The sequence below is a fragment of the Pseudomonas sp. Wu6 genome (assembly GCF_019891515.1).
Classification (GTDB): domain Bacteria; phylum Pseudomonadota; class Gammaproteobacteria; order Pseudomonadales; family Pseudomonadaceae; genus Aquipseudomonas; species Aquipseudomonas orientalis_A.
Map to the genome: position 1 here is coordinate 1 of NZ_JAFLXH010000029.1, position 23,322 is coordinate 23,322.

Sequence of the window (23,322 nt, forward strand, 5' to 3'; positions counted from 1 at the left end):
TGCCGAGTGGTGGGGCAAGAGCCCTTTGGTTACTTTGGGGCTTTTCCAAAGTGACCCGCCGTCAGGGCGGAACCCTAAGTAGCCGTTACCGCAGAAACGGATATGTACTCGATCTGATCCAACATCCCGGTAGGCCCAGAGGCCGCCATCGGGGGCAAGCCCCCTCCCACACAAGCCCCCTCCCACAGGTTTTACCGCATCAACTTCAAGCCTTGCTGATGATATTCCCCGCATGCAGCCCGCATTCCTTCTGCGTAGCTTCTTCCCACCACCAGCGGCCTTCACGCTCGTGCTGATTGGGCAATACCGGGCGGGTGCAGGGCTCGCAGCCGATGCTGATAAAGCCGCGTTCATGCAGGCTGTTATAGGGCAGCTCAAGCATGCGGATGTAACCCCAGATTTCCTCACTGGTCATCTGCGCCAGCGGGTTGAACTTGTACAGGGTACGTTCCGGGGTAGAGAACGCCGTATCGATTTCCAGCGCGGCCACCTGACTGCGGGTGCCCGGGCTCTGATCGCGGCGCTGCCCTGTGGCCCAGGCGCGTACACCTGCGAGTTTGCGGCGCAACGGTTCGATCTTGCGGATGCCGCAGCACTCGCCATGACCGTCCCTATAGAAGCTGAACAGGCCTTTCTCCTTGACGAAGGGTTCCAGCTTGCTCTGGTCCGGCGAGATCAGTTCGATGTCGATCTTGTAGAAGTCACGCACCTGTTCGATAAACCGATAGGTTTCCGGGTGCAGCCGGCCGGTGTCGAGGCTGAACACCTTGACGTTCTTGTTCAGTTTCCAGGCCATGTCCACCAGCACCACATCTTCGGCGCCGCTGAAGGAAATCCACAGGTCGTCACCGAACTGGCTGAACGCCAGCTTGAGAATGTCCTGGGCGGACTTGTTGGCATAGGTCGTGGCGAGTTCAACGACGTCGAAGGCTTGGTTCATCAGGACGGTTCCTACAGGTCAGTGGCGCTGAGCGCTCTATAGGCGGCGATGGTATCAAAATCCGCCCTGCGTTGCGGCGGCGTGCTTGAATCGCTAGAGTTCGGCAGTCCTTTTGCTCGCTCAACTTGAATAATACGAACGGAGTGTCTTGTGGAAATTGCCTGTCTCGACCTGGAAGGGGTGCTGGTTCCGGAAATCTGGATCGCCTTCGCCGAAAAAACCGGTATTGAATCCCTGCGCGCCACCACCCGTGACATTCCCGACTACGACGTGTTGATGCAGCAGCGCCTGCGTATCCTCGACGAGCATGGGCTCAAGCTTGCCGATATCCAGCAAGTGATCGCGACACTCAAGCCACTGGACGGCGCCATCGAGTTCGTCAACTGGCTGCGCGAACGCTTTCAAGTGGTGATTCTCTCCGACACCTTCTACGAGTTCTCCCAGCCGCTGATGCGCCAGCTGGGCTTTCCGACCTTGCTTTGCCACCGCCTGATTACCGATGAAAGCGACCGGGTGGTCGGTTACCAACTGCGCCAGAAAGACCCCAAGCGCCAGTCGGTACTGGCGTTCAAGACGCTGTATTACCGCGTGATTGCTGCCGGCGATTCCTACAACGACACCACAATGCTGGCGGAGGCTGATCGCGGAATTCTGTTCCATGCGCCAGACAATGTGATTCGTGAATTCCCGCAGTTTCCGGCCGTGCACACGTTTGAGGATTTGAAGCGGGAGTTTATCAAGGCGTCGAATCGGCCGTTGAGCCTGTAAGTTGTCCGGCGCGGCTGATGGCCTCATCGGGAGCAAGCCCCCTCCCACATGGGCCTCCCAGCCTGCGCCTAAACGCCTGCCAGCAATCGTTCGTAAGGAATACACAATCCTTCATGCAGGCGTTTGATCATCGCCAGGCTCAGTTTGCGCTTGCCGTTCAGAACTTCTGAAACTCGCCCGCTGGGGCCGATAAAGGGTTCAAGGTCGCGGGCGGTCAAGCCCATTTGTTCCATGCGGAATTTGATCGCTTCCACAGGGTCCGAAGGCGGCATTGGAAAATGTTCCGCCTCGTATTTCTCGATGAGAACAGCGAGAATTTCGAGTTCGTCACCTTCGGGGCTGCCGATGGCCGCTCCCCAAATCTGCTCGACGCGCGCGAGCGCAGCGGCCAGGTCTTCCTGAGAGTGAATAGGTTTGATGTTCATCACACGGTCTCCGCGTTGATTGAGTCGTACTGCGCGTGGGTGCCGACGAAGCGGATAAACCCAAGTTGTCGCTCATAATCGATCGACATGATCACCCGATACTTGTTGCCACCCACGTTGAACACAACCCTGGCGCCTTTGAGAATGCTCGCAGTCCTGAGCTCTGCCTTGAGGGCCTGTGGTGTCGGATAAGTGGCTTTTTCCATATGGCGATACAGCTCGACCAAGGGCGTTTTCGCGTCGGCAAAAGCCGGGCGACTCTCCCAGAATATTCGTAGGGTGGAGAGAGCGATTATGCGCATCGTTCTGACCTCCCGTTTTGGGAGATAGTAGAGTGGAGCGGGAGAGGATGCAATTCCTGAAACAAATCCTGACGATTGAGCAGTCGCATATGTGATCCTTCACAGACGGCCGGTGGGCGGTGGAAGACGGAAGCTATCGCGCAGCTCACCGTCGGTCCACAACCGTTCTGATTCGGGGTTTTTCGTGGCGAAGTCGCTGCCTTGCGCGGCAGGAATGGCCTGGTTCTAGAGCGCTTCCAGGGTGTGTAACAACACCCGTACCTTGGTCAGCGACTCCTGATATTCCGCCTCCCACTGGGAGTCCGCCACGATCCCGCCGCCGCCCCAGCAGCACACCTGCCCGTCCTTGACCAGCAGGCTGCGGATGGCAATGGAGCTGTCCATTTCGCCGCGCACGTCCAGGTACATCAGTGAACCGCAGTACAAGCCACGTCGGGTCGGCTCCAGTTCGTCGATGATCTGCATGGCGCGGATCTTCGGCGCGCCGGTGATGGAGCCGCCGGGGAAGCTGCCTTCGATGAGGTCGAGGGCATCCTTGTCGTCGGCCAGCGTGCCGGTGACGCTGCTCACCAGGTGGTGCACGTTGGGGTAGCTTTCCAGGCTGAACAGCTCCGGTACGTTTACCGAGCCGATTCGGCAACTGCGGCCGAGGTCGTTGCGCAGCAGGTCGACGATCATCAGGTTTTCCGCGCGATCCTTGGGGCTGGCCAACAGTTCGTCGGCGTGCGCGGCGTCTTCCTGGGGTGTCAGGCCACGGGGGCGGGTGCCCTTGATCGGGCGGGTTTCGACATGGCGCTCGCTGACCCGCACGAAACGCTCGGGCGACAGGCTCAATACCGCACCGTGATCCGGCAGGCTCTGAAATCCGGAGAACGGCGTCGGGCACGCTTGGCGCAATGCGCAGTAAGCCACCCAGGGATCACCGGCGCACGGCGCGCGAAAACGCTGGGCAAAGTTGACCTGATAGCAGTCACCGGCCTGGATATAGTCCTGGATGCGCACGATGGCCTGGCGGTACGCCTCGGCCGTGAGGTCCGGCGCCATGGGGCCTTGCAGCGTGAAGCTGGCCGTTGACGCAGTGAATGGCCGACTGAACAAGGCAATCAGGCGCTGCCGCTCACGGTCGGCCAGTGTGGGGTGAAACACCAGTTGGCTGGTCTGCGCCTGGTGATCACTGATCAGCGCCCAGGCATACAGGCCCAGGCGCGCGTCCGGCAGGTGCAAATCGTCTACCGCCAAGTGCGGCATGTGTTCCAGGTGGCGGCCGAAGTCATAACTCAGGTAGCCGATCAAACCACCGGCAAAGGGCAGCTCTGTACCGGCGGGCAGCGTCGCTTCGCCCAAGTTCGTCAGGCTATCGCGCAGGCGTTGCAGGAAATTGTCGCCGCGCTCCTCAGGCTCAACCGCGAAGGTCGCCTCCGGCCAGGCGCTGAGCAGGTCGTAACGGCCACGCTCGGCAGCCGGCCGGCCGCTGTCGAGCAGCACCGCGCCAGGGGCATGACGAATCGCCGTAAAGTACTCGGCGGGGTTGGCCCGATAGGGCAGCGGATGTACGGAACAGGTCGACATGCGGGGGTGGATCAGCCAGTGGCGCGGGGGAGGGGATTGTAGTCCCCTGTAGGATTTGCTCCTAGAGGGGATGTCGGGGATAGACAGTTTGAAGACCGGATCAGCCTTCCACCGGCGGAATATGACCGAACATTTCCTGTACGAACTTCACCCGCTCTTCCACGGTTTCGGTCACGCCGGCGGCTTTCAGTTCTTCCAGCCGCGCCTCCACCGCATGGGTGCGCAGGGTCAGGCCGCAGTCGTTGGCAATCTGGATATTCAGCCCCGGCCGCGCGTTCAGCTCCAGGATCAGCGGGCCTTTTTCCTGGTCGAGCACCATGTCCACGCCGATATAGCCCAGGCCGCACAGCTCGTAACAGCCGGCCGCCAACTTCATGAAGCCGTCCCAGTTGGGCAGTTGCACGCCATCCACCGCATTGGTGGTATCGGGGTGCTTGGTGATGATGGTGTTCAGCCATGTGCCACGCAGGGTCAGGCCGGTGGCCAGATCCACGCCCACGCCAATCGCGCCCTGGTGCAGGTTGGCCTTGCCACCGGACTGACGGGTCGGCAAACGCAGCATCGCCATCACCGGATACCCCATCAGCACAATGATGCGGATATCCGGCACGCCTTCGTAGCTGATGCTCTTGAAGATCTGGTCGGGCACCACGCGGTATTCGATCAAGGCGCGGTCGCGGTGGCCGCCCAGGGAGTACAGGCCGGTCAGGATGCTGGAAATCTGATGCTCGATTTCTTCATGGCTGATGATCTTGCCGGACACCGTGCGATAGCGCCCTTCAAAACGGTCCGCCACCACCAGGATGCCGTCGCCGCCGGCACCCTGGGCGGGCTTGATCACGAAGTCGCTGCGCCCGCCGATAATGTCGTCGAGCTTGTCGATTTCCTTCTCGGTGGAGATCACCCCGTACATTTGCGGCACATGGATGCCGGCCGCCATGGCCCGCTCCTTGGTGATGATCTTGTCATCCACGATCGGGTACAGGCTGCGCTTGTTGTACTTGAGCACGTAGTCGGCGTTACGCCGGTTGATGCCCATGATCCCGCGCGCCTCCAGGGCTTTCCAGGTCTTCCAGAAGCCGAACATTACGAGTCAGCCTTCAAGAACGCCTTGAAACGTACCAGTTCGGTCAGGCGATAACCGCGATAACGCCCCATGGCCAGCATGAAACCTACCAGGATCAGCAGGATCGCCGGGAAGGTGAACACGAAGTAGACCAGCTCCGGCACGCTCATGATGATGTGCGCCAGGGAGGCTGCGAACAGCGTGCCGATCGCGACTTTCAGCGCATGGTTGGCGCCGCGCTCTTCCCAGGTGATCGACAGGCGTTCGATGGTCATGGTCAGGATCACCATCGGGAACAGCGCCACCGACAGGCCTCGCTCCAGGCCCAGCTTGTGGCTGAACAGGCTGATGGCGGCAATCAGCACCACCACGAAGGTCAGCACCACCGACAGGCGCGGCAGCATCTGCAGCTTGAGGTGTTCCAGGTAGGACCTGAGCGACAGCCCCAGTGCGGTAATAATGGTGAACAGCACAATGCCGAAGCCCAGTTGCGTCTCGCGAAACGCCAGGGCAATCAGCACCGGGGTGAAGGTGCCGAGGGTCTGCAGGCCGATCAGGTTGCGCAGGATCAGGATCACCAGCACGCCAATCGGGATCATCACCATGATCATGAACGTCTGCTGGGTTTGCAGCGGCAGGCCGTACAGCGAGTATTCGAGAAAGTTGGCGTCGGTGTTTTCGTCGGTCAGCTTGGCCAGGCGAATGGCATTCATCTCGCTGTTGTTCAGGCTGAAGGTGACCATGGCTTTCTTGCCGCCATCGACCGTGATCAGGTTTTCATCGCCGGTCCACCACAGCAGGCGGTCGGCGGGCAGGCCTTGCTCACCGGTTTCCGGGTTGAAGTACAGCCAGTCGTTGCCGTTGAAGCTGCGCAGCCACAGTTCAGGCGATTGCGGCTGGTCGGCGACGAGGCGGATGGTGTGGACTTTTTCCACCGGGACGTGGGCGATGGACAACAGCAATTCGACGATCTTGGCCTTGTGCGGCGTCGACGGGTCGCCCGCCAGCAGCAGTTTTACATTGTCGTCGTTGAGGTTGTTGGTGCGCTTGATGGCTTCGGTGATAAAGGTTTCGACGTCTGCCGAGTGCTGGCGAATCGGCGCGAGCAAGGCTTCGGCGGCGATTTTTTCCGGGCCTTCCACGGCGATGCTGTCGCGAAAGGTCGGGCCCTTGATCTTGACCTTTTCACCGCTGTAGCGCTTGGTCAGCACCAGGCGGTAATACAGCGTCTGGTTACCCTTGGCGCGGCGCGCCGACCAGGTGACCTTGCGGTTGCCGTCGGCGCGGTTGACGCTCACCCCGTAGTTGTTCGAGATGAAACTCTCATTGAGGCTGACGAAGTCGCGGCTCAACGGCGGCACGAACATCGAAATCTTCACCGGGTCCTTGGGGTTGGCGACGAACTCGACCTTGGCGTCGATGTTCCACAAGTCGTCGGTGGCGTCCTCGGTGACAGGGATGCCCAGCACGAAGATCTGGTAGGCGGTGACCGAAATACCCAGCACCACCAGAATGGTGATCAGGATTTTCAGGTGCAGGGTCAGAGAGCGCATTCGGTTTACTCGGCGGTATGAGCGTCGGCGGCGCAGGCAGGTTTGCCTGCTGCATATTTAAGACTGGGGTCGATCAGCGCATCAAAGCGCTTGAGCGCTTCGGAGCCGATCAGCAGCGGATATTGGAAGGTGCTGCGGTCGGTCAAGTTCACTTCGATACTGCGTAAAGCGCTGCCCATGCAGATATCCAGGGCAATCACCGGACGAGCGGTGTACTGCTTGTCCTCATCGGGGTCGTAGTCATCGGCGCGGCGCTTGATTTTGCTGACTCGGGCCAGGGGGCGTTCGATGGGGTGGGAGTGGGCGGTATCGATGGCCAGGTAGAAGCGTACCCAGGATTCGCCGTTGCGCTTGAAGCGTTTGATATCGCGCGCACTCAGCGAGGCGGTCTTGGCGCCGGTGTCGAGTTTGGCCGCGACTTCCAGGTCGATGCCCGCCAGCTTGGCGTATTCGTTCAGGCCATACACCGTCTTCTCGGCGGCAACGCCAAGGCTCGGTATGGACAATAGGCATAACAACAATAGGGGGAAGGGCTTGAGTCTCATAGTTCCTGAGGCGATGCAGTGCGAAATTCAAGGCGACTGGCATTACTGCGCAAGCTCCCTCGTGCGCCATTTCATCTTGAGATGTCAGGCAAAAGCGGCGGGCATTCTAACATGATGCTTTTTTGGCGCCAGCGCTGGCAGGCGGCCATGCTCATCAACGGCCAATAAGGTTATTAGACGATTGTCGACAATGTTGATTTATTCTTTGACTAAGCAGTGAGTATTAGCTAGTTTTTGCCGCATTGCTTTTAAAGGTGTCGACAATATGCTGGATCACTCGGAATTTCCGTCGGCGCTGTCGGATGAATCCCAAACTATGTCGGAAAACGTCTTCCGGCGCATCCAGGCCGCCATCGTCAAGGGCGAGATCGCCCCCGGCACGAAGATTTCCGAACCGGAGCTGGCGCGTACCTACGGCATCAGCCGTGGCCCGTTGCGCGAGGCGATTCACCGTCTGGAAGGCCAGCGCCTGCTGGTACGGGTGCCCCATGTCGGCGCGCGGGTGGTGTCATTGAGTCACGCCGAGCTGATCGAGCTGTATGAAATCCGCGAGTCATTGGAAGGCATGGCTTGCCGGCTGGCGGCCGAGCGCATGACCGACGCGGAAATCGAAGAACTGCGCCAGGTATTGCACACCCATGAACGGGACGCCGCGTTCCAGGCCGGTGTCGGCTATTACCAGCAGGAAGGTGACTTCGATTTTCATTACCGGATCATTCAAGGTGCCGGTAACCGCACCCTGACCCAGATGCTCTGCGGTGAGCTGTACCAATTGGTGCGCATGTACCGCATCCAGTTTTCCGCCACCCCCAACCGTCCCCGCCAGGCCTTTGCCGAGCATCACCGCATTCTTGACGCGATTGCCGATCGCGACGGTGAACTGGCCGAACTGTTGATGCGCCGGCATATCGGTGCTTCCAAACGCAACATCGCCCGTCACTTTCCGGACGGCGCTCCCCAATAAATAGAGGTGAGTCATGAGTTCCACGAACAAGAGCACCCCAGGCCAGCGTTTCCGAGACGCGGTCGCCAGTGAACAGCCGCTGCAGGTGGTTGGCGCAATCAATGCCAACCACGCCTTGCTGGCCAAGCGCGCCGGCTTCAAGGCGATCTACCTCTCAGGCGGCGGCGTGGCCGCCGGCTCCCTGGGCGTACCGGACCTGGGCATCACCGGCCTGGATGACGTGCTGACCGATGTACGCCGCATCACCGATGTGTGCGACCTGCCGCTGCTGGTGGACGTGGACACCGGCTTCGGTTCCTCGGCGTTCAACGTGGCGCGCACCGTCAAGTCGATGATCAAGTTCGGCGCCGCCGCCATCCATATCGAAGACCAGGTCGGCGCCAAGCGTTGCGGCCATCGCCCTAACAAGGAAATCGTGTCCCAGCAGGAAATGGTCGACCGCATCAAGGCCGCCGTGGACGCGCGCACCGATGACAGCTTCGTGATCATGGCCCGCACCGACGCCCTGGCCGTGGAAGGTCTGGAGTCCGCCCTGGAGCGCGCCGCCGCCTGCATCGAGGCCGGCGCCGACATGGTGTTCCCGGAAGCCATCACCGAACTTGAGATGTACAAGCTGTTCGCCTCGCGGGTCAAGGCACCGATCCTGGCCAACATCACCGAATTCGGCGCGACCCCGCTGTTCACCACCGAACAGTTGAAATCTGCCGATGTTTCCATCGTGCTGTACCCGCTCTCGGCGTTCCGCGCCATGAACAAGGCGGCCGAGAATGTCTACACCGCGATCCGCCGCGACGGTACGCAGCAGAATGTGATCGACACCATGCAAACCCGCATGGAGCTTTACGATCGTATCGACTACCACACCTTCGAGCAGAAGCTCGACGCGCTGTTTGCCGCGAAAAAGTAACGGCTCTCTGAACAAATATAAAATGGGAGAAGAACCATGGCTGAAGCAAAAGTATTGAGTGGCGCCGGCCTGCGTGGCCAGGTGGCCGGGCAGACCGCATTGTCGACCGTGGGCCAGGCCGGTGCCGGCTTGACCTATCGCGGCTATGACGTGCGTGAACTGGCCGCCGATGCGCAATTTGAAGAAGTCGCCTACCTGCTGCTGTACGGCGAACTGCCGACCCAGGCCGAACTGGCGGCCTACAGCGCCAGGCTGGGCAAGCTGCGCGACTTGCCGCAAGCGTTGAAGGAAGTGCTCGAGCGCATCCCCGCCGACGCCCACCCGATGGACGTGATGCGCACCGGTTGTTCGTTCCTGGGCAATATCGAGCCGGAAAAAGACTTCAGCGTGCAGCATGACGTCACCGACCGCCTGCTCGCCGCGTTCCCGGCGATCATGTGCTACTGGTACCGCTTCAGCCACGACGGCAAACGCATCGACTGCGTCACCGACGAGCCGAGCATTGGCGGGCACTTCCTGCACCTGCTGCACGGCAAGAAGCCGAGCGAGCTGCATGTCAAAGTGATGAACGTGTCGCTGATCCTCTACGCCGAACACGAATTCAACGCCTCGACCTTCACCGCCCGGGTCTGTGCGTCGACCTTGTCCGACCTGTATTCCTGCGTCACCGCGGCCATCGGTTCCCTGCGCGGCCCGCTGCACGGCGGTGCCAACGAAGCGGCGATGGAGATGATCGAGCGTTTCGGTTCGGCCGAAGAAGCCGTCGAAGGCACCCTCGGCATGCTGGCGCGCAAGGACAAGATCATGGGTTTTGGCCACGCGATCTACAAGGACAGCGACCCGCGTAACGAAGTGATCAAGGGCTGGTCGAAAAAACTCGCTGACGAGGTGGGCGACACGGTGTTGTTCCCGGTGTCCGAAGCCATCGACAAGACCATGTGGGAGCAGAAGAAACTGTTCCCCAATGCCGATTTCTACCATGCCTCGGCGTACCACTTCATGGGCATTCCCACCAAGCTGTTCACGCCGATTTTCGTCTGCTCGCGGCTCACCGGCTGGGCGGCGCATGTGTTCGAGCAGCGCGCCAATAACCGCATCATCCGTCCAAGCGCCGAGTACATCGGTGTTGAGCAGCGCAAGTTCGTGCCAATCGAACGTCGCTGAATGAGAGGGCCCGCGGACCCGGGACTGGAATGCGATCAACGTGTGGGAGGGGGCTTGCCCCCGATAGCGGTGTGTCATGCAGCACATGTGTCGACTGATACACCGCCATCGGGGGCAAGCCCCCTCCCACATTTAAATGGCATTTCAACGCTGGATCAGTGGGTCCTTTTTGTTATCACCGTGACCGAGTCCTGACGATGAACACTGAATTTCGCAAACCGCTCCCCGGCAGCCGCCTGGATTTCTTCGACGCCCGTGCGGCTGTCGAGGCAATCAGCCCCGGCGCCTATGCCACCTTGCCGTATACCTCACGCGTACTCGCGGAAAACCTGGTGCGCCGCTGCGACCCGGCCACCCTCAACGCATCCCTGAGCCAACTGATCGAACGCCGGCGTGACCTCGATTTCCCCTGGTTCCCGGCCCGCGTGGTCTGCCATGACATCCTCGGCCAGACCGCGCTGGTGGACCTGGCCGGCCTGCGCGACGCCATTGCCCTGCAAGGCGGCGATCCGGCGCAGGTCAACCCGGTGGTGCCCACCCAGTTGATCGTCGATCACTCACTGGCCGTCGAAGCCGGTGGTGCCGACCCCCAGGCGTTCGAAAAAAACCGCGCCATCGAAGACCGCCGCAACGAAGATCGCTTTCACTTTATCGAGTGGACCAAGAAGGCCTTCAAGAACGTCGACGTGATCCCGCCCGGCAACGGCATCATGCACCAGATCAACCTGGAGAAAATGTCCCCGGTGATTCAGGTACGTGACGGTGTGGCGTTCCCCGACACGTGCGTCGGCACCGACAGCCACACCCCGCATGTGGATGCCCTGGGCGTGATCGCCATCGGCGTCGGCGGCCTTGAGGCCGAAAGCGTGATGCTTGGGCGTGCGTCGTGGATGCGCCTGCCCGAAAGCGTCGGCGTGGAGCTGACCGGCAAGCTGCAGCCGGGTATCACCGCCACCGATATGGTGCTGGCGCTGACCGAGTTCCTGCGCCAACAGAAGGTGGTCGGCGCCTGGCTGGAGTTCTTCGGGGAAGGGGCGTCGGCATTGACCCTGGGCGACCGTGCGACGATTTCCAACATGGCCCCCGAATACGGCGCCACTGCGGCCATGTTCTACATCGACCAGCAGACCATCGCCTACCTGAAACTCACTGGCCGGGAAGACGAACAAGTCGCCCTGGTCGAACAATATGCGCGCCACACCGGCCTGTGGGCCGACGATCTCAAGGGCGCGCACTACGAGCGTGGCCTGACATTCGACCTGTCCAGCGTTGTGCGCAACATGGCCGGCCCGAGCAATCCGCACGCCCGTGTCGCCACCCGCGACCTGGCGTCAAAAGGCATCAGCGGGCAGTGGGACGAAGTGCCAGGGCAAATGCCCGACGGCGCCGTGATCATCGCCGCCATCACCAGTTGCACCAACACCAGTAACCCGCGCAACGTGATCGCCGCCGGCCTGCTGGCGCGCAACGCCAACAGGCTCGGGCTGACGCGCAAGCCGTGGGTCAAGTCGTCCCTGGCGCCGGGCTCGAAAACCGTGGCCATGTACCTGGAGGAAGCAGGCCTGGGGCATGAGCTGGAAAAACTCGGGTTTGGCGTGGTGGCCTTTGCCTGCACCACCTGCAACGGCATGTCCGGCGCGCTCGATCCGCTGATCCAGCAGGAAATCATCGACCGCGACCTGTACGCCACTGCCGTGCTGTCGGGCAACCGCAACTTCGACGGGCGCATTCACCCGTATGCCAAGCAGGCGTTCCTGGCCTCGCCGCCGCTGGTCGTGGCCTATGCGATTGCCGGCACCATTCGGTTCGATATCGAGAAAGACGTGCTCGGGCTCGACGCCGACGGCAAGGAAATCCGCCTGCAGGACATCTGGCCAAGCGACGAAGAGATCGACGCGGTGGTCAAGGCGTCGGTCAAGCCGGAGCAGTTTCGCGCGGTGTACATCCCGATGTTCGCGATTCACGAAGACACCGGCCCCAAAGTCACCCCGCTGTACGACTGGCGCCCGCAAAGCACCTATATTCGCCGCCCGCCGTATTGGGAAGGTGCATTGGCCGGTGCGCGTCCGCTCAAGGGCATGCGCCCGCTGGCGGTGTTGCCGGACAACATCACCACCGATCACCTGTCGCCGTCCAACGCGATCATGCTCGACAGCGCCGCCGGCGAGTACCTGGCGAAAATGGGCCTGCCGGAAGTTGACTTCAACTCCTACGCGACGCACCGGGGCGATCACCTGACCGCGCAACGCGCCACCTTCGCCAACCCGAAACTGTTCAACGAAATGGTGCAGGAAAATGGCAAGGTCAAGCAGGGCTCCCTGGCGCGTATCGAGCCGGAAGGCAAGGTCACGCGGATGTGGGAAGCCATCGAAACCTACATGGAACGCAAGCAGCCGCTGATCATCATCGCCGGTGCCGACTACGGCCAGGGCTCGTCGCGCGACTGGGCGGCCAAGGGCGTACGCCTGGCCGGGGTGGAAGCGATCGCCGCCGAGGGTTTCGAGCGTATTCACCGCACCAATCTGGTCGGCATGGGCGTATTGCCCCTGGAGTTCCTGCCGGGTACCGACCGCCACACACTCAAGATCGACGGCAGCGAAACCTATGACGTGCTCGGCGAACGCACGCCGCGTGCGCAACTGACCCTGGTGATAAACCGCAAAAATGGCGAGCGTGTCGAAGTGCCGGTGACCTGCCGCCTGGACACCGCTGAAGAAGTGTCGATCTACGAGGCGGGCGGCGTGTTGCAACGTTTTGCCCAGGACTTCCTGGAATCGGCGGCCACCGCCTGAAGAGGATAACCATGGCATACGCAGCGCAAATCAAGATCCCCGCCACCTATATGCGTGGCGGCACCAGCAAGGGGGTTTTCTTCAGCCTCGAAGACCTGCCGCCATCGGCCCAGGTGCCGGGGGCTGCCCGTGACGCCTTGTTGTTGCGGGTGATCGGCAGCCCCGATCCCTATGACAAGCAGATCGACGGCATGGGCGGCGCCACCTCCAGCACCAGCAAAAGCGTGATCCTGTCCAGGAGCACCCGTGCCGGGCACGACGTGGATTACCTGTTTGGCCAGGTCTCCATCGACAAGCCATTTGTCGACTGGAGTGGCAACTGCGGCAACCTGTCGGCGGCGGTCGGTTCGTTCGCCATCAGCGCCGGCCTGGTCGACCCGGGCCGCGTGCCCCACAACGGCGTGGCCGTGGTGCGCATATGGCAGGCCAATATCGGTAAGACCATCATTGCCCACGTGCCGATTACCGACGGTGCGGTGCAGGAAACCGGTGATTTCGAACTCGACGGCGTGACCTTTCCCGCCGCCGAAGTGCAGCTGGAATTCATCGACCCTGCGGCGGAAGAAGAGGGCGGTGGCGGCTCGATGTTCCCCACCGGCAACCTGATCGACGAACTGGAAGTGCCGGGTGTCGGCACCTTCAAGGCCACCCTGATCAATGCCGGCATCCCGACGATTTTCATCAATGCTCAAGACCTGGGCTACACCGGCACCGAGCTGCAAGGCGCAATCAACGGCGACCCGCAGGCCCTGGCGATGTTCGAGACCGTGCGTGCCTATGGCGCGTTGCGCATGGGCCTGATCAAACACCTGGACGAAGCGGCCCAGCGCCAGCACACGCCGAAGGTTGCGTTCGTGGCCAAGCCTGCCGATTACGTGGCCTCCAGCGGCAAGGCCGTCAAGGCCGGCGATGTGGACCTGCTGGTGCGGGCCCTATCCATGGGCAAGTTGCACCACGCCATGATGGGCACGGCGGCGGTGGCGATCGGCACGGCGGCGGCGATTTCCGGCACCCTGGTCAACCAGGCTGCAGGTGGCGTGGAGCGCAACGCCGTGCGCTTCGGCCATCCTTCGGGCACCTTGCGCGTCGGTGCCGAGGCGACGCAAGTCAACGGTGAATGGGTGGTGAAGAAAGCCATCATGAGCCGCAGTGCGCGGGTGTTGATGGAAGGTTTCGTGCGCGTCCCCGGCGACGCTTTCTAAAACCCGGCACCAATCCCAGGGGAGGGGGCTTGCCCTAATTGCTACTGTAGGAGCGAGCTTGCTCGCGAAAAACTTCAACGAATACGCGTGCTTTTTGAATGAACGCGGCGCCTGTAAGTTTTTCGCGAGCAAGCTCGCTCCTACAGGTGGGCCCGCTCCACAAGGGATTTCTATTCCAAGGCAGGCAACCAGACCTGCCCTGATGATCAACCGTGACCCTGAGGAATAAACCACCCATTTGGAGAACTGCCATGAGCGCCAACGTCGACCAGAACAACCGTCCCGACTACGACCAGGTCCTGCAGGACATTGCCGACTATGTCCTCACCTACCAAGTCGAGTCCCAAGCCGCCCTGGACACCGCACGCAACTGCCTGATGGACACCCTCGGCTGCGGCCTGCTGGCGTTGCGCTTTCCCGAGTGCACCAAGCACCTGGGGCCGCTCGTCGAAGGCACCGTGGTGCCGTTCGGCGCACGGGTGCCGGGCACTTCGTTGCGGCTGGACCCGGTCAAGGCCGCCTGGGACATCGGCTGCATCGTGCGCTGGCTCGATTACAACGACACCTGGCTCGCGGCGGAGTGGGGCCACCCTTCGGACAATCTGGGCGGCATCCTCGCGGTGGCTGATCATCTGTCGCAGCAACGCGTGGCCAACGGCGACGCGCCGCTGAGCCTACGCACGGTGCTGGAAGCGATGATCATGGCCCACGAGATCCAGGGCGTGATCGCCCTGGAAAACGCCTTCAATCGCGTCGGCCTCGACCATGTGCTGCTGGTCAAAGTCGCCTCGACGGCAGTCACTGCCAAGCTGATGGGCGCCAACCGCGAGCAACTGCTCGCCGCCTTGTCCCATGCGTTTGTCGACGGGCAGGCGTTGCGCACTTACCGTCATGCGCCCAATGCCGGTTCGCGCAAGTCCTGGGCGGCGGGCGATGCATCGAGTCGCGGGGTGCGTCTGGCGGATATCGCGATGCGTGGCGAGATGGGCATACCCGGTGTACTGAGCGCGCCGCAGTGGGGCTTCTACGACGTTTTGTTCAGCCACACCAACAAGGACCTGGCCCTCAAGCCGGAAGAACAGCGCAGGTTCAGCCTGTCCCAGCCCTACGGCACCTATGTGATGGAAAACGTGCTGTTCAAGATCAGCTTTCCCGCTGAATTTCATGCGCAGACTGCCTGCGAAGCGGCGGTCATCCTGCATCCGCAGGTCAAGCAGCGCCTGCATGAAGTCGAACGTATCGTGATCACCACCCACGAGTCGGCCATTCGTATCATTTCCAAGGTCGGCCCATTGGCCAACGCCGCCGACCGTGACCATTGCCTGCAATACATGACGGCCGTGCCCCTGGCCTTCGGCGACCTGGTGGCCGAACAGTATGAAGACCATTTCCATGCCGCCCATCCGATCATCGATGAGCTGCGCGGGAAAATGGTCATCGTTGAAGACCCGCGTTACAGCCGCGAATACCTGGAGGCTGACAAGCGCTCCATCGCCAACGCGGTGCAGGTGTTCTTCACCGACGGCACCTGCACCGAGCAGGTGGCGGTGGAGTATCCGATTGGCCATCGCCGTCGTCGGGAGGATGGGATTCCTCTGCTGGAAGCCAAGTTCAAAGCCAATCTGGCGACGCGCTTCCCTGCGCAGCGCAGCGCCGAGATTTTTGCCTTGTGCACGGACCAGGCACGGCTTGAGGCTACCCCAGTCAACCGTTTCATGGACCTGTTCATGATCTAGAAAACAACGCGGTCAATGTGGGAGGGGGCTTGCCCCCGATAGCTGAGTGTCAGTCAGTGCATCAGGTGACTGACCCACCGCCATCGGGGGCAAGCCCCCTCCCACATTTCAGCCTTCAAACCGCAAAATCACCCTGCGGTTGTGCTTGCTCTTCTTTTCGATCTTCTCGCAGAACACCCGGCCGATTTCCTCGGTATTGAGCACGTGGGTGCCGCCACACGGCTGGATGTCGATGCCTGCAATTTCAATCACCCGAACCGAGCCCTGGATGACCGGCGGCGCAACGGCCTGGGTGCGGGTGATCTGCAGCAGGGTGGCGTACTCGGTGGCGGCCATCGACAGGGTTTGCACCGGGTGCGCCTGCTCAATCAGTGCGTTGAGGTCGCGGGTGATGCTGTCTTTGTCCAGGGTCATTTCCGGCAGGTCGAAATCCAGGCGACCCTTGTCCGCGCTGATGCTGCAACCGGTGACAGGTGCGTCGATGATCGAACACAGCAAGTGCAGGCAAGTGTGCATCTTCATGTGCTGGTAGCGGCGCTCCCAGTCCAGGCCGGCGTCTACCTGGGCGCCGGCAATCAGTTGCGCCGGGCAATGGTCCACCTGATGCCAGATGATCGAGCGCAGTACCGGATCGCGCACCGTGCCGGTGACCTGCACGCGGGTGCCGTCGGCCAGGGTGAAGTGGCCGGTGTCGCCCGGTTGCCCACCGCCGGTGGGGTAGAACAACGTGTGTTCCAGCGCGACGCCGTGCTCGCTGACGGCAATCACCCGGGCGCTGAAGGCGTTTTGATAGGGCGCGCTGTCGAACAGCGCCAGGGTTTCCATGGTGTGCACGGACATGTTCAACCTCCAACGATCAGTGGGCTGGCTTGCAACAGGTGACGCACCATCGCACTCAAGCCAGGGGGAGAGAGCAGGGTGATTTCGAACGCCGGGCCGCAGACTTTCAGGTTCAGCGGCAGGCGTGGCAGTTGTTCGCTGACGCCCTGGCGGTGCAGGCGAAATTGCAGGTGATGCCGCTCCTTCACCGTGGGTTCGAGCATCAGCCCCGGCAGGGGATGAAAGTCGGCGTCCAGCACCGTGACCTTGTGCCCCGCGTCGACCTCGCCGACCACGTGCAGGCGCTCATCCAGGGCGAACGCACCGAGGTAGTTGCTGTGCTCCGATTCATCGTTTTTCTGCAACTGGATCTGGTTGACCACCTTGACCTTGGTGCCCGCCGGCACGTCCTGGGTAATGACGCAGGCCGGGCTGATAAACACATTGTCACCGATCTGCACGTAGCCCAGCACCCGCGCCCCGGCACCGACCTCGACATGGTTGCCCAGGCGTGGATGGCGCTTGCCGTCCGGGTTGTTGGCAATACCGCGGGCGCCCAGGGTCACGCCGCAGAGGATGTAGCAGTCGTGACCGATCTCGCAGGTTTCACCGATGACCGTGCCGTAGCCATGGTCCAGCACAAAGCGTCGGCCGATGCGCGCAGCCGGGTGAATCTCGGCCCCGGACAGGATCTTGCCCTGGTTGCTGAGCTTGAGCGCAATGCGGGTGAATACGCCGTGGGCGGGCTCCGGAAAATGCCACACCAGGTGCGCAAGCCGGTAGAACAACACCGCCTTGAACGAGGCATAAGATTCCAGGATCAGCTCACCGCGTCCGCGCGAAGCCGGGTCGCGATAGGCGTAGGCGATCAGGTCCTCGGCCACCGCCTGGGCGGCGTTCTGGACCAGCGGCGCCAGGTGCGGTTCCAGCTGCTTCATCTGCCCGGGCGTCAGGGTCTGGATGAGGTGGGTGAGCAACTCATCGTGCAGCTGTTGCATGTCGATAAAGCCTCCCATGGAGGCACCCCCGCATTCTGGTTGGTTGGGTAACCGGCTATTCGAAACTGGGCAGGTAGCTGTCGGCATTGTCGTAGACCATGGTCAGCACCACCGTTTCGGGCGGCAGTTCCGGGGCGAGTTGGGCGATGGCGACCATGTTGGCGGCCGAGGACAGCCCCAGGCTGATGGCGTCGGTGCGCATGATGCGTTTGATCATCTCCAGGCACGCCCCATGCGACACCTTGAGCATGCCGTCCAGTACGTCCAGGTTGAGAATGCTCGGGATCAGGCCAATCGACAGGCCCTGGATGGCGTGCGGGGCGTGCCGGTCCTTGAGCAAGTCGCATTCCTCCGGCTCCACGCCCATGATGCGCAGTGCCGGCCAGGCGGCCTTGAGGGTTTCGCCGATACCGGTGATATGCCCGCCGGTGCCGATGCCGCTGACGAAGTAGTCCACCCGCCGTTCGCCAAAGGCGCGGAGGATTTCCGGCGCAGTGGTGTCGCGATGGGTTTGCGGGTTGGCGCCGTTGCGCTGCTGGTTGAGCATCACGTAATTGGGGTTTTCCAACAGCAGTTCCATGCACTTTTCGCCGTGGGAGTTGTTGCCCAGGCGGCTGTCCGAGAGCACCACCCTGGCGCCATACAGGCGCAGCAGCTTCTGTTTTTCGGGACTGTAGTTGTCCGGGATGACCAGCACCACTTTGTAGCCGAGCACATTGCCCGCCATCACCAGGCCGATACCGGTATTGCCGCCGCTGGGTTCGATGATGGTTTGTCCGCAGTCGCGCATCAGCACGCCCCGGCGCTCGGCGTCGAGGATCATGCCCAGGGCGATGCGCGCCTTGTGGCTGCCGCCCGGGTTGAGGGATTCCAGCTTGGCGTAGACCTCGATGCCGAGGTCTTCGGAAAACTGCGCCAGACGCACGATCGGGGTTTGGCCGATCACGTCGAGAATGGAGTTATGCAGCATCGGTCGGCCCCCGGTCAGTACAGCGGCATGTCGGGTTCGACGTCGCGCACCCAATGTTTCATGCCGCCCTGCAGGACTTTGGTGTTGGCGAAGCCCGCCGCCAGCAAGGTACTGGCGGCCTGCTCGGCACGCGTGCCGGCGTAGCAGATCAGGTAATGGGTGTTGTCGCGGCTCAGGCTGCCGAGCTGCTCATCCAGCTCGGCCAGGGGGATGTGCACCACGCCCGGCAGTTTGCACACTTCCAGTTCGCTTGCATCGCGAACGTCGAGCAACACGTCGGCGCTGCGGTGGTTGTCGATCACTTGCTTGAGCAGCCGAGGCTCGATGTAGCGTTCTTCGGCCAGGGACGGCTGGCTCGGCACGGCATCCGCGCACACCGCCGGCGTGGCGGTCTCGCTGTGACGCAGCTCCGAGCAGCACGGGCAGTCGGCACGGCGCTTGAAGCGGATTTCGCTGAATTTCATGGCCAGCGCATCGAAACGCATCAAGCGGCCGGACAACGGTTCGCCAATGCCGATCAGCAGTTTGATCGCCTCGGTCGCCTGGATCATGCCCACCACCCCCGGCAACACGCCGATGACCCCGCCGGCGCTGCAATTGGGCGCCAGCTCTGCGGGCGGGGCCTTGGGGAACAGGCAGCGGTAGCACGGCCCACCTTTATGATTGAACACGCTGATTTGCCCGTCGAAGCGGTAGATCGCGCCGTATACCAGCGGCTTGCCCAATTGCACGCAGGCGTCATTGACCAGGTAGCGGGTGTCGAAATTGTCCGTGCCGTCGATCACCAGGTCATAGGCGGCCACCAGTTCCAGGGCGTTGTCGGTATTGAGTGCGGTGTTGTGCGCGTTGATCCGGATGTGGGGGTTCAGGTCCTGCAAGCGTTGTTTGGCGGACTCCACCTTGGGCATGCCCAGGGTGCTGTTGCCGTGCACGACCTGGCGTTGCAGGTTGCTGCTTTCCACCACGTCGAAGTCCACCAGGCCCAGGGTGCCGATGCCGGCCGCCGCCAGGTACAGGCTGATGGGTGAGCCCAGGCCGCCGGTGCCGATGATCAGCACCCTGGCTTTTTTCAGGTTCAACTGACCTTCACGGCCGACACCGGGCAGAGTGATATGGCGCACGTAGCGTTGCACTTCTTCGTTGCTCAGGGTGTCGACGTCGATGCCGCCGGAGGTGGCCAGCAGCACTTCGATCCGAGCGTTTTCCGGCAAGCTGTCGTCGGCGTCGATCAACGCGTCCTCGGCGGTAAACAGGAAGTGCTCCTTGAGCTGGTTGTTCTGCTCGTGAAACAGATGCGGGCGCAACTGTGGGTGACTGTCGCAGAGGTTTTCAATGACTTCGCGCAATGTCGATCCGGCGCCCTCAAGGGTCGATTGCGGCAGCTTGGCCACGCGAACCAGAATGTCGGGGAAAGAGACAGCGTTCATGGACAACTCCGTGTGCAGGTCGTTGAAAGGTTGAAGGGCGAAATGCTTGCCATCCCAGGCAAACAGCTTTGACCCCAGGGCCTGGCCCTGGCGAACATCCACCACCAGGTAGCTGACAGGGTAGATCGGCTCGCCCAGGAACAGCGCCTTGTCCTGGTCTTCATCACTGAAATAGGCGCCGACATCCGGGTGCGAGTGGTAGATCACCACCACCGGGTTGTCGCTGCGAAAGGCCTTGTTCAGCAGCAGCGTGTCGGCGACCGAAAAGGTGTAGCCGTTGGCCGCACTGCGCGGGTACATCTGCGGGTTCCTGCGATGCAATTCGTTCTGGATATTGCTGCCCAGGTACACACTGCCGTCGGCGAAGATGAAACCGCAGCACTCCTCGGGATAGCTGCGGCTTGCGTGGGCGTAGATCTGTTCCAGGGCGTGGGGGCGGAGGACTTCCATGTTTCTCTCGCTTGGGGTGAGGGTCAATTTTTCTTCGCCAGCAGTTTTTCGATGGGTAGCTTGGTGATCGCAAAGCCGGCCAGCAGGATCGCCGAGTACAGCATCAGGTCACGGGAAATTTCCACGCCTTCGTACCAGGCGCCGATGATCACCGCGAACACGGGGAAGATGATGAACACGAAGGACAGGATGATCGGGCTCAGGCGCTTGAGCAGCATGAAATACACAATGAAACCACCCACCGAAGCGACCAGCCCAAGGTAGAACAGCGCGCTCCAGGAGCGCAGGGTGATGGCGTCGAAGGTCGGGTTTTCAAACCACAGGCCGGCCACGAACAGCATCAGCCCGGCAATGCCGATAGGCAGGGTGTTGTAGGTGATGACACTGATGGCGCTGCCTTTTTGCTTGGTAATCACGTAGCACAACGCGTGCATGATCGCGGCGGCCAGAATCGCCAGTACGCCGAAGAATTCGGCATGGTCCAGGTGCAGGCCCTGGCTCTTGATAATCATGTAGAGGCTGCCGAAACCGATGCCGATGCCGACCACCTGGGAGAGGTAGATGCGCTCGCGCAGGAACAGCGCGGAGAAGATCAGGATGAACACCGGCATGCAGCTGAACAGCAGGGCAGTCAGGCCGGACGAGACGTGCATCTCGCCGTAATTGAGCAGGTAATAGGGAATGCTGAAGTAGGACAGGGTCACGAACACGAAGAACCAGCGGCTTTCCCGTGGGAACAGAATCGGCTCACGGCGCACCATGGCGAAACACAGGAACAACGGGAAGGCGATCAGGAAGCGCAGGCCTGCTGACGTCAGTGGCGGCACGCTTTCCACCGCAATCTTGATGCCCAGCCAGGTGGTGCCCCAGCTCAGGCACACGATCAGGAACATCACGCTGGTGATCAACCCGGCCAGCCACTGTTTGCGGGTTTTGGTTTTTGCGGTGTTTTCAAGAATGGCGGACATTGGCATCGTTTATTGCTTCCCTGAGCCGGAATTGAACTCTATATTGAACTTGTTATAAGTGATTCAATCCGGTGATTGAACCCGCAAAAGCACACTATTAGGGCGAATGATGACTGTCAAAACAAATATTGACATGGTGTCAATTATGCGTGAGGGGTTGTCCAATGGTCAGGGCGTGAAGTACAAGCGCCTGTCCGATGTCATGGAAAGGGGCATCCTTGAAGGCACGATTGAACCGGGAAGAAAACTGCCGCCCCATCGGGTCCTTTCCGACAATCTGGGCGTCACTATCGGCACCATCAGCCGGGCCTACGGTGAGCTGGAGCGCTTGGGGTTGGTAGTCGCGCGCGTGGGTGACGGCACATTCGTTCGCAAGCGTGGGATGGAGCGCCAGCGTGATGAAGGCTTTCGCAACGTCAGCGAGGAGCCACGCCAGTACTTCGACATGAGCCGCAACATGCATATTCCGGGTCAGGAGACGGTGTTCCTTGCCCAGAGCTTCCAAACCCTGTCGACCAACGGCAAATTTCTCCAGGACATCAGCGCCTATACCCCGGATGCGGGCCTGCCGCGCTACCGCGAGGCCGGTGCACAATGGCTGGTGCAGCGCGACTTCCATCCGATTCCCGAGCAGGTCATCTGCGTCAATGGCGGCCAGCACGGCCTGCTCTGCGCAATGATGGCGTTGCTGCGTGCCGGCGACACGGTGGTCACCGAGCAATTGACTTACCCAGGGCTTATCACCGCCGCGCGTATGCTGGGTGTGCGCTTGATCGGGCTGGAGATGGATGACGAAGGCGTGCTGCCGGGCGCGCTGGATGAAGTCTGTCGAAATCACCGGGTTTCGGCATTGTATTGCACGCCAACGATCCAGAATCCTACAACCGCCGTGCTGTCAGTCCCGCGCCGTGAAGCGTTGGCCAAGGTCTGTCGTGAACATAATCTGCTGATTCTTGAGGATGAGGCCCACGGGGTGCTGGTAGAGGATCGTCCTGCGCCCCTCAGTTATTTCGCCCCTGAGCGTACGATCCTGATCAGCAGCTTGAGCAAGGCGGTATCGGCCGGGCTGCGCGTGGGCTATGTGCATGCGCCGCCGGCGTTGGTCAGCCGTATTTCAGCGGCGTTGCGTTCGACCTGCTGGATGGCCACCCCGGTGACCCTGGAATTGGCGACCCAATGGATCGAAAACGGCACGGCGCAATACCTGCTGCGCCAGCAGATCAACGAGATAACCCGGCGCAAGGCATTGGTGGAGGGCTTATTGAGCGGCCTGCAGTACCGCACTCACCTCAACAGCCCGCACTTCTGGATCGAAGTACCCGAACCCTGGCGCGCGTCGGAAATCGAGGCGGAACTCAAGCAGAACAACTACCTGATCGCGACCGCCGAAGCCTTTGCAGTGGGGCAGACGGCGGTGCCGCAGTTTATCCGGGCGAGTATTTGCAATACCTCGGGGGATGATCAGTTGCTGCGGGCGGGGTTCGATGCGCTGGCGACGGCGCTGGGGCAGGGAGGGGGAAGGTTTCACCTGTAGCCAGACTGACACAATTGGGTCGTGTGGGAGGGGGGTTGCCCTAATGCCAGTCAGTTAAGCGAACGAAATGCTCAGAGCAGCGAAGATCAAATGTGGGAGGGGGCTTGCCCCCGATAGCTGAGTGTCAGTCAGTGCATCAGGTGACTGATCCACCGCCATCGGGGGCAAGCCCCCTCCCACAGGTTCAGCGGCGTAGCAGAAGTTTGGTTCATACCGATAGCGT

General features: G+C 61.4%; 20 protein-coding genes. 8 read left to right on the forward strand and 12 right to left on the reverse strand.

Annotated elements, in window-relative coordinates; genetic code table 11:
* Positions 1 to 205 precede the first annotated feature (205 nt).
* Positions 206 to 940: a phosphoadenylyl-sulfate reductase gene (locus J1G34_RS19185; RefSeq protein WP_065898139.1), complete on the reverse strand. Its 735-nt coding sequence runs from the start codon at positions 938 to 940 to the stop codon at positions 206 to 208.
* A 150-nt stretch (positions 941 to 1,090) separates the two neighbouring features.
* Between J1G34_RS19185 and thrH the strand changes: the two genes are divergently transcribed.
* Positions 1,091 to 1,708, forward strand: coding sequence for a bifunctional phosphoserine phosphatase/homoserine phosphotransferase ThrH (gene thrH / locus J1G34_RS19190; protein ID WP_222994496.1), 618 nt, complete (start codon positions 1,091 to 1,093; stop codon positions 1,706 to 1,708).
* Positions 1,709 to 1,776: 68 nt separating this feature from the next.
* Here the strand turns inward: thrH and J1G34_RS19195 are convergent, their stop codons facing one another.
* The 6 genes from J1G34_RS19195 to rloA all read right to left on the reverse strand — a co-directional run bounded on the left by J1G34_RS19195 (position 1,777) and on the right by rloA (position 7,168).
* A complete protein-coding gene (locus J1G34_RS19195; protein ID WP_122463837.1) occupies positions 1,777 to 2,133 on the reverse strand; it encodes a helix-turn-helix domain-containing protein in 357 nt (118 codons plus the stop codon).
* Complete coding sequence (locus J1G34_RS19200) at positions 2,133 to 2,435, reverse strand: type II toxin-antitoxin system HigB family toxin (RefSeq protein WP_065887828.1); 303 nt, start codon at positions 2,433 to 2,435, stop codon at positions 2,133 to 2,135. The genes J1G34_RS19195 and J1G34_RS19200 overlap by 1 nt, the downstream gene beginning before the upstream one ends.
* Positions 2,436 to 2,660: 225 nt before the next feature.
* Complete coding sequence (gene pabB / locus J1G34_RS19205) at positions 2,661 to 4,004, reverse strand: aminodeoxychorismate synthase component I (RefSeq protein ID WP_065937026.1); 1,344 nt, start codon at positions 4,002 to 4,004, stop codon at positions 2,661 to 2,663.
* 100 nt (positions 4,005 to 4,104) lie between these two features.
* Positions 4,105 to 5,091, reverse strand: coding sequence for an alpha-L-glutamate ligase-like protein (locus J1G34_RS19210; RefSeq protein ID WP_065887830.1), 987 nt, complete (start codon positions 5,089 to 5,091; stop codon positions 4,105 to 4,107).
* Positions 5,091 to 6,623, reverse strand: coding sequence for an osmotic stress tolerance membrane protein RloB (gene rloB, locus J1G34_RS19215; protein WP_065887831.1), 1,533 nt, complete (start codon positions 6,621 to 6,623; stop codon positions 5,091 to 5,093). The genes J1G34_RS19210 and rloB overlap by 1 nt, the downstream gene beginning before the upstream one ends.
* 5 nt (positions 6,624 to 6,628) lie before the next feature.
* Positions 6,629 to 7,168: a retropepsin-like aspartic peptidase RloA gene (gene rloA, locus J1G34_RS19220; protein ID WP_065892325.1), complete on the reverse strand. Its 540-nt coding sequence runs from the start codon at positions 7,166 to 7,168 to the stop codon at positions 6,629 to 6,631.
* A gap of 265 nt (positions 7,169 to 7,433) precedes the next feature.
* On the opposite strand from rloA, the gene J1G34_RS19225 reads away from it, so the two are divergent.
* The 6 genes from J1G34_RS19225 (at position 7,434) to prpD (ending at position 15,933) form a co-directional block, all read left to right on the forward strand.
* Positions 7,434 to 8,132 (forward strand): GntR family transcriptional regulator, encoded by a 699-nt coding sequence (locus J1G34_RS19225; RefSeq protein WP_065892326.1) that lies wholly within the window; start codon positions 7,434 to 7,436, stop codon positions 8,130 to 8,132.
* A gap of 13 nt (positions 8,133 to 8,145) precedes the next feature.
* Positions 8,146 to 9,039 (forward strand): methylisocitrate lyase, encoded by an 894-nt coding sequence (gene prpB, locus J1G34_RS19230; protein WP_057721179.1) that lies wholly within the window; start codon positions 8,146 to 8,148, stop codon positions 9,037 to 9,039.
* 36 nt (positions 9,040 to 9,075) lie between these two features.
* Positions 9,076 to 10,203 (forward strand): bifunctional 2-methylcitrate synthase/citrate synthase, encoded by a 1,128-nt coding sequence (gene prpC / locus J1G34_RS19235; protein WP_065935004.1) that lies wholly within the window; start codon positions 9,076 to 9,078, stop codon positions 10,201 to 10,203.
* Positions 10,204 to 10,400: 197 nt separating this feature from the next.
* Positions 10,401 to 12,995 carry a Fe/S-dependent 2-methylisocitrate dehydratase AcnD gene (gene acnD, locus J1G34_RS19240; RefSeq protein WP_065937023.1) on the forward strand — a complete coding sequence of 865 codons (2,595 nt, stop codon included), beginning with the start codon at positions 10,401 to 10,403 and terminating at the stop codon, positions 12,993 to 12,995.
* 11 nt (positions 12,996 to 13,006) lie between these two features.
* Positions 13,007 to 14,197, forward strand: coding sequence for a 2-methylaconitate cis-trans isomerase PrpF (prpF, locus tag J1G34_RS19245; RefSeq protein WP_065892330.1), 1,191 nt, complete (start codon positions 13,007 to 13,009; stop codon positions 14,195 to 14,197).
* 251 nt (positions 14,198 to 14,448) lie between these two features.
* A complete protein-coding gene (gene prpD / locus J1G34_RS19250; RefSeq protein ID WP_065898144.1) occupies positions 14,449 to 15,933 on the forward strand; it encodes a 2-methylcitrate dehydratase in 1,485 nt (494 codons plus the stop codon).
* 108 nt (positions 15,934 to 16,041) lie between these two features.
* On the opposite strand, the gene J1G34_RS19255 is transcribed toward prpD, so the two are convergent.
* The 5 genes from J1G34_RS19255 to J1G34_RS19275 are packed head-to-tail and all read right to left on the reverse strand — an operon-like array spanning position 16,042 to position 21,514.
* Positions 16,042 to 16,773 carry an alanyl-tRNA editing protein gene (locus tag J1G34_RS19255; protein WP_065892332.1) on the reverse strand — a complete coding sequence of 244 codons (732 nt, stop codon included), beginning with the start codon at positions 16,771 to 16,773 and terminating at the stop codon, positions 16,042 to 16,044.
* 2 nt (positions 16,774 to 16,775) lie between these two features.
* Positions 16,776 to 17,768: a serine O-acetyltransferase gene (locus J1G34_RS19260; protein WP_065892333.1), complete on the reverse strand. Its 993-nt coding sequence runs from the start codon at positions 17,766 to 17,768 to the stop codon at positions 16,776 to 16,778.
* 37 nt (positions 17,769 to 17,805) lie between these two features.
* The gene (locus tag J1G34_RS19265; protein ID WP_065937021.1) at positions 17,806 to 18,720 is read right to left on the reverse strand and encodes a PLP-dependent cysteine synthase family protein; all 915 of its coding nucleotides are present in this window, start codon (positions 18,718 to 18,720) and stop codon (positions 17,806 to 17,808) included.
* A gap of 14 nt (positions 18,721 to 18,734) precedes the next feature.
* Entirely contained in the window at positions 18,735 to 20,597 is a 1,863-nt protein-coding gene (gene moeB, locus J1G34_RS19270; RefSeq protein WP_222994497.1) for a molybdopterin-synthase adenylyltransferase MoeB, read from the reverse strand.
* A gap of 23 nt (positions 20,598 to 20,620) precedes the next feature.
* Entirely contained in the window at positions 20,621 to 21,514 is an 894-nt protein-coding gene (locus J1G34_RS19275) for a DMT family transporter (protein WP_163001595.1), read from the reverse strand.
* 160 nt (positions 21,515 to 21,674) lie between these two features.
* Here J1G34_RS19275 and J1G34_RS19280 point away from each other — a divergent pair, with 160 nt between their 5' ends.
* On the forward strand, positions 21,675 to 23,099 hold the full coding sequence (locus J1G34_RS19280; protein ID WP_065887930.1) for an aminotransferase-like domain-containing protein: 1,425 nt from the start codon (positions 21,675 to 21,677) through the stop codon (positions 23,097 to 23,099).
* Positions 23,100 to 23,322: the final 223 nt, after the last annotated feature.

Coding starts and splice junctions, on each gene's coding strand:
- J1G34_RS19185 (WP_065898139.1), bottom strand. CDS start 940: ATGAACCAAGCCTTCGACGTCGTTGAACTCGCCACGACCTATGCCAAC.
- J1G34_RS19195 (WP_122463837.1), bottom strand. CDS start 2,133: ATGAACATCAAACCTATTCACTCTCAGGAAGACCTGGCCGCTGCGCTC.
- J1G34_RS19200 (WP_065887828.1), bottom strand. CDS start 2,435: ATGCGCATAATCGCTCTCTCCACCCTACGAATATTCTGGGAGAGTCGC.
- pabB (WP_065937026.1), bottom strand. CDS start 4,004: ATGTCGACCTGTTCCGTACATCCGCTGCCCTATCGGGCCAACCCCGCC.
- J1G34_RS19210 (WP_065887830.1), bottom strand. CDS start 5,091: ATGTTCGGCTTCTGGAAGACCTGGAAAGCCCTGGAGGCGCGCGGGATC.
- rloB (WP_065887831.1), bottom strand. CDS start 6,623: ATGCGCTCTCTGACCCTGCACCTGAAAATCCTGATCACCATTCTGGTG.
- rloA (WP_065892325.1), bottom strand. CDS start 7,168: ATGAGACTCAAGCCCTTCCCCCTATTGTTGTTATGCCTATTGTCCATA.
- J1G34_RS19225 (WP_065892326.1), top strand. CDS start 7,434: ATGCTGGATCACTCGGAATTTCCGTCGGCGCTGTCGGATGAATCCCAA.
- prpB (WP_057721179.1), top strand. CDS start 8,146: ATGAGTTCCACGAACAAGAGCACCCCAGGCCAGCGTTTCCGAGACGCG.
- prpC (WP_065935004.1), top strand. CDS start 9,076: ATGGCTGAAGCAAAAGTATTGAGTGGCGCCGGCCTGCGTGGCCAGGTG.
- acnD (WP_065937023.1), top strand. CDS start 10,401: ATGAACACTGAATTTCGCAAACCGCTCCCCGGCAGCCGCCTGGATTTC.
- prpF (WP_065892330.1), top strand. CDS start 13,007: ATGGCATACGCAGCGCAAATCAAGATCCCCGCCACCTATATGCGTGGC.
- prpD (WP_065898144.1), top strand. CDS start 14,449: ATGAGCGCCAACGTCGACCAGAACAACCGTCCCGACTACGACCAGGTC.
- J1G34_RS19255 (WP_065892332.1), bottom strand. CDS start 16,773: ATGTCCGTGCACACCATGGAAACCCTGGCGCTGTTCGACAGCGCGCCC.
- J1G34_RS19260 (WP_065892333.1), bottom strand. CDS start 17,768: ATGGGAGGCTTTATCGACATGCAACAGCTGCACGATGAGTTGCTCACC.
- J1G34_RS19265 (WP_065937021.1), bottom strand. CDS start 18,720: ATGCTGCATAACTCCATTCTCGACGTGATCGGCCAAACCCCGATCGTG.
- moeB (WP_222994497.1), bottom strand. CDS start 20,597: ATGGAAGTCCTCCGCCCCCACGCCCTGGAACAGATCTACGCCCACGCA.
- J1G34_RS19280 (WP_065887930.1), top strand. CDS start 21,675: ATGACTGTCAAAACAAATATTGACATGGTGTCAATTATGCGTGAGGGG.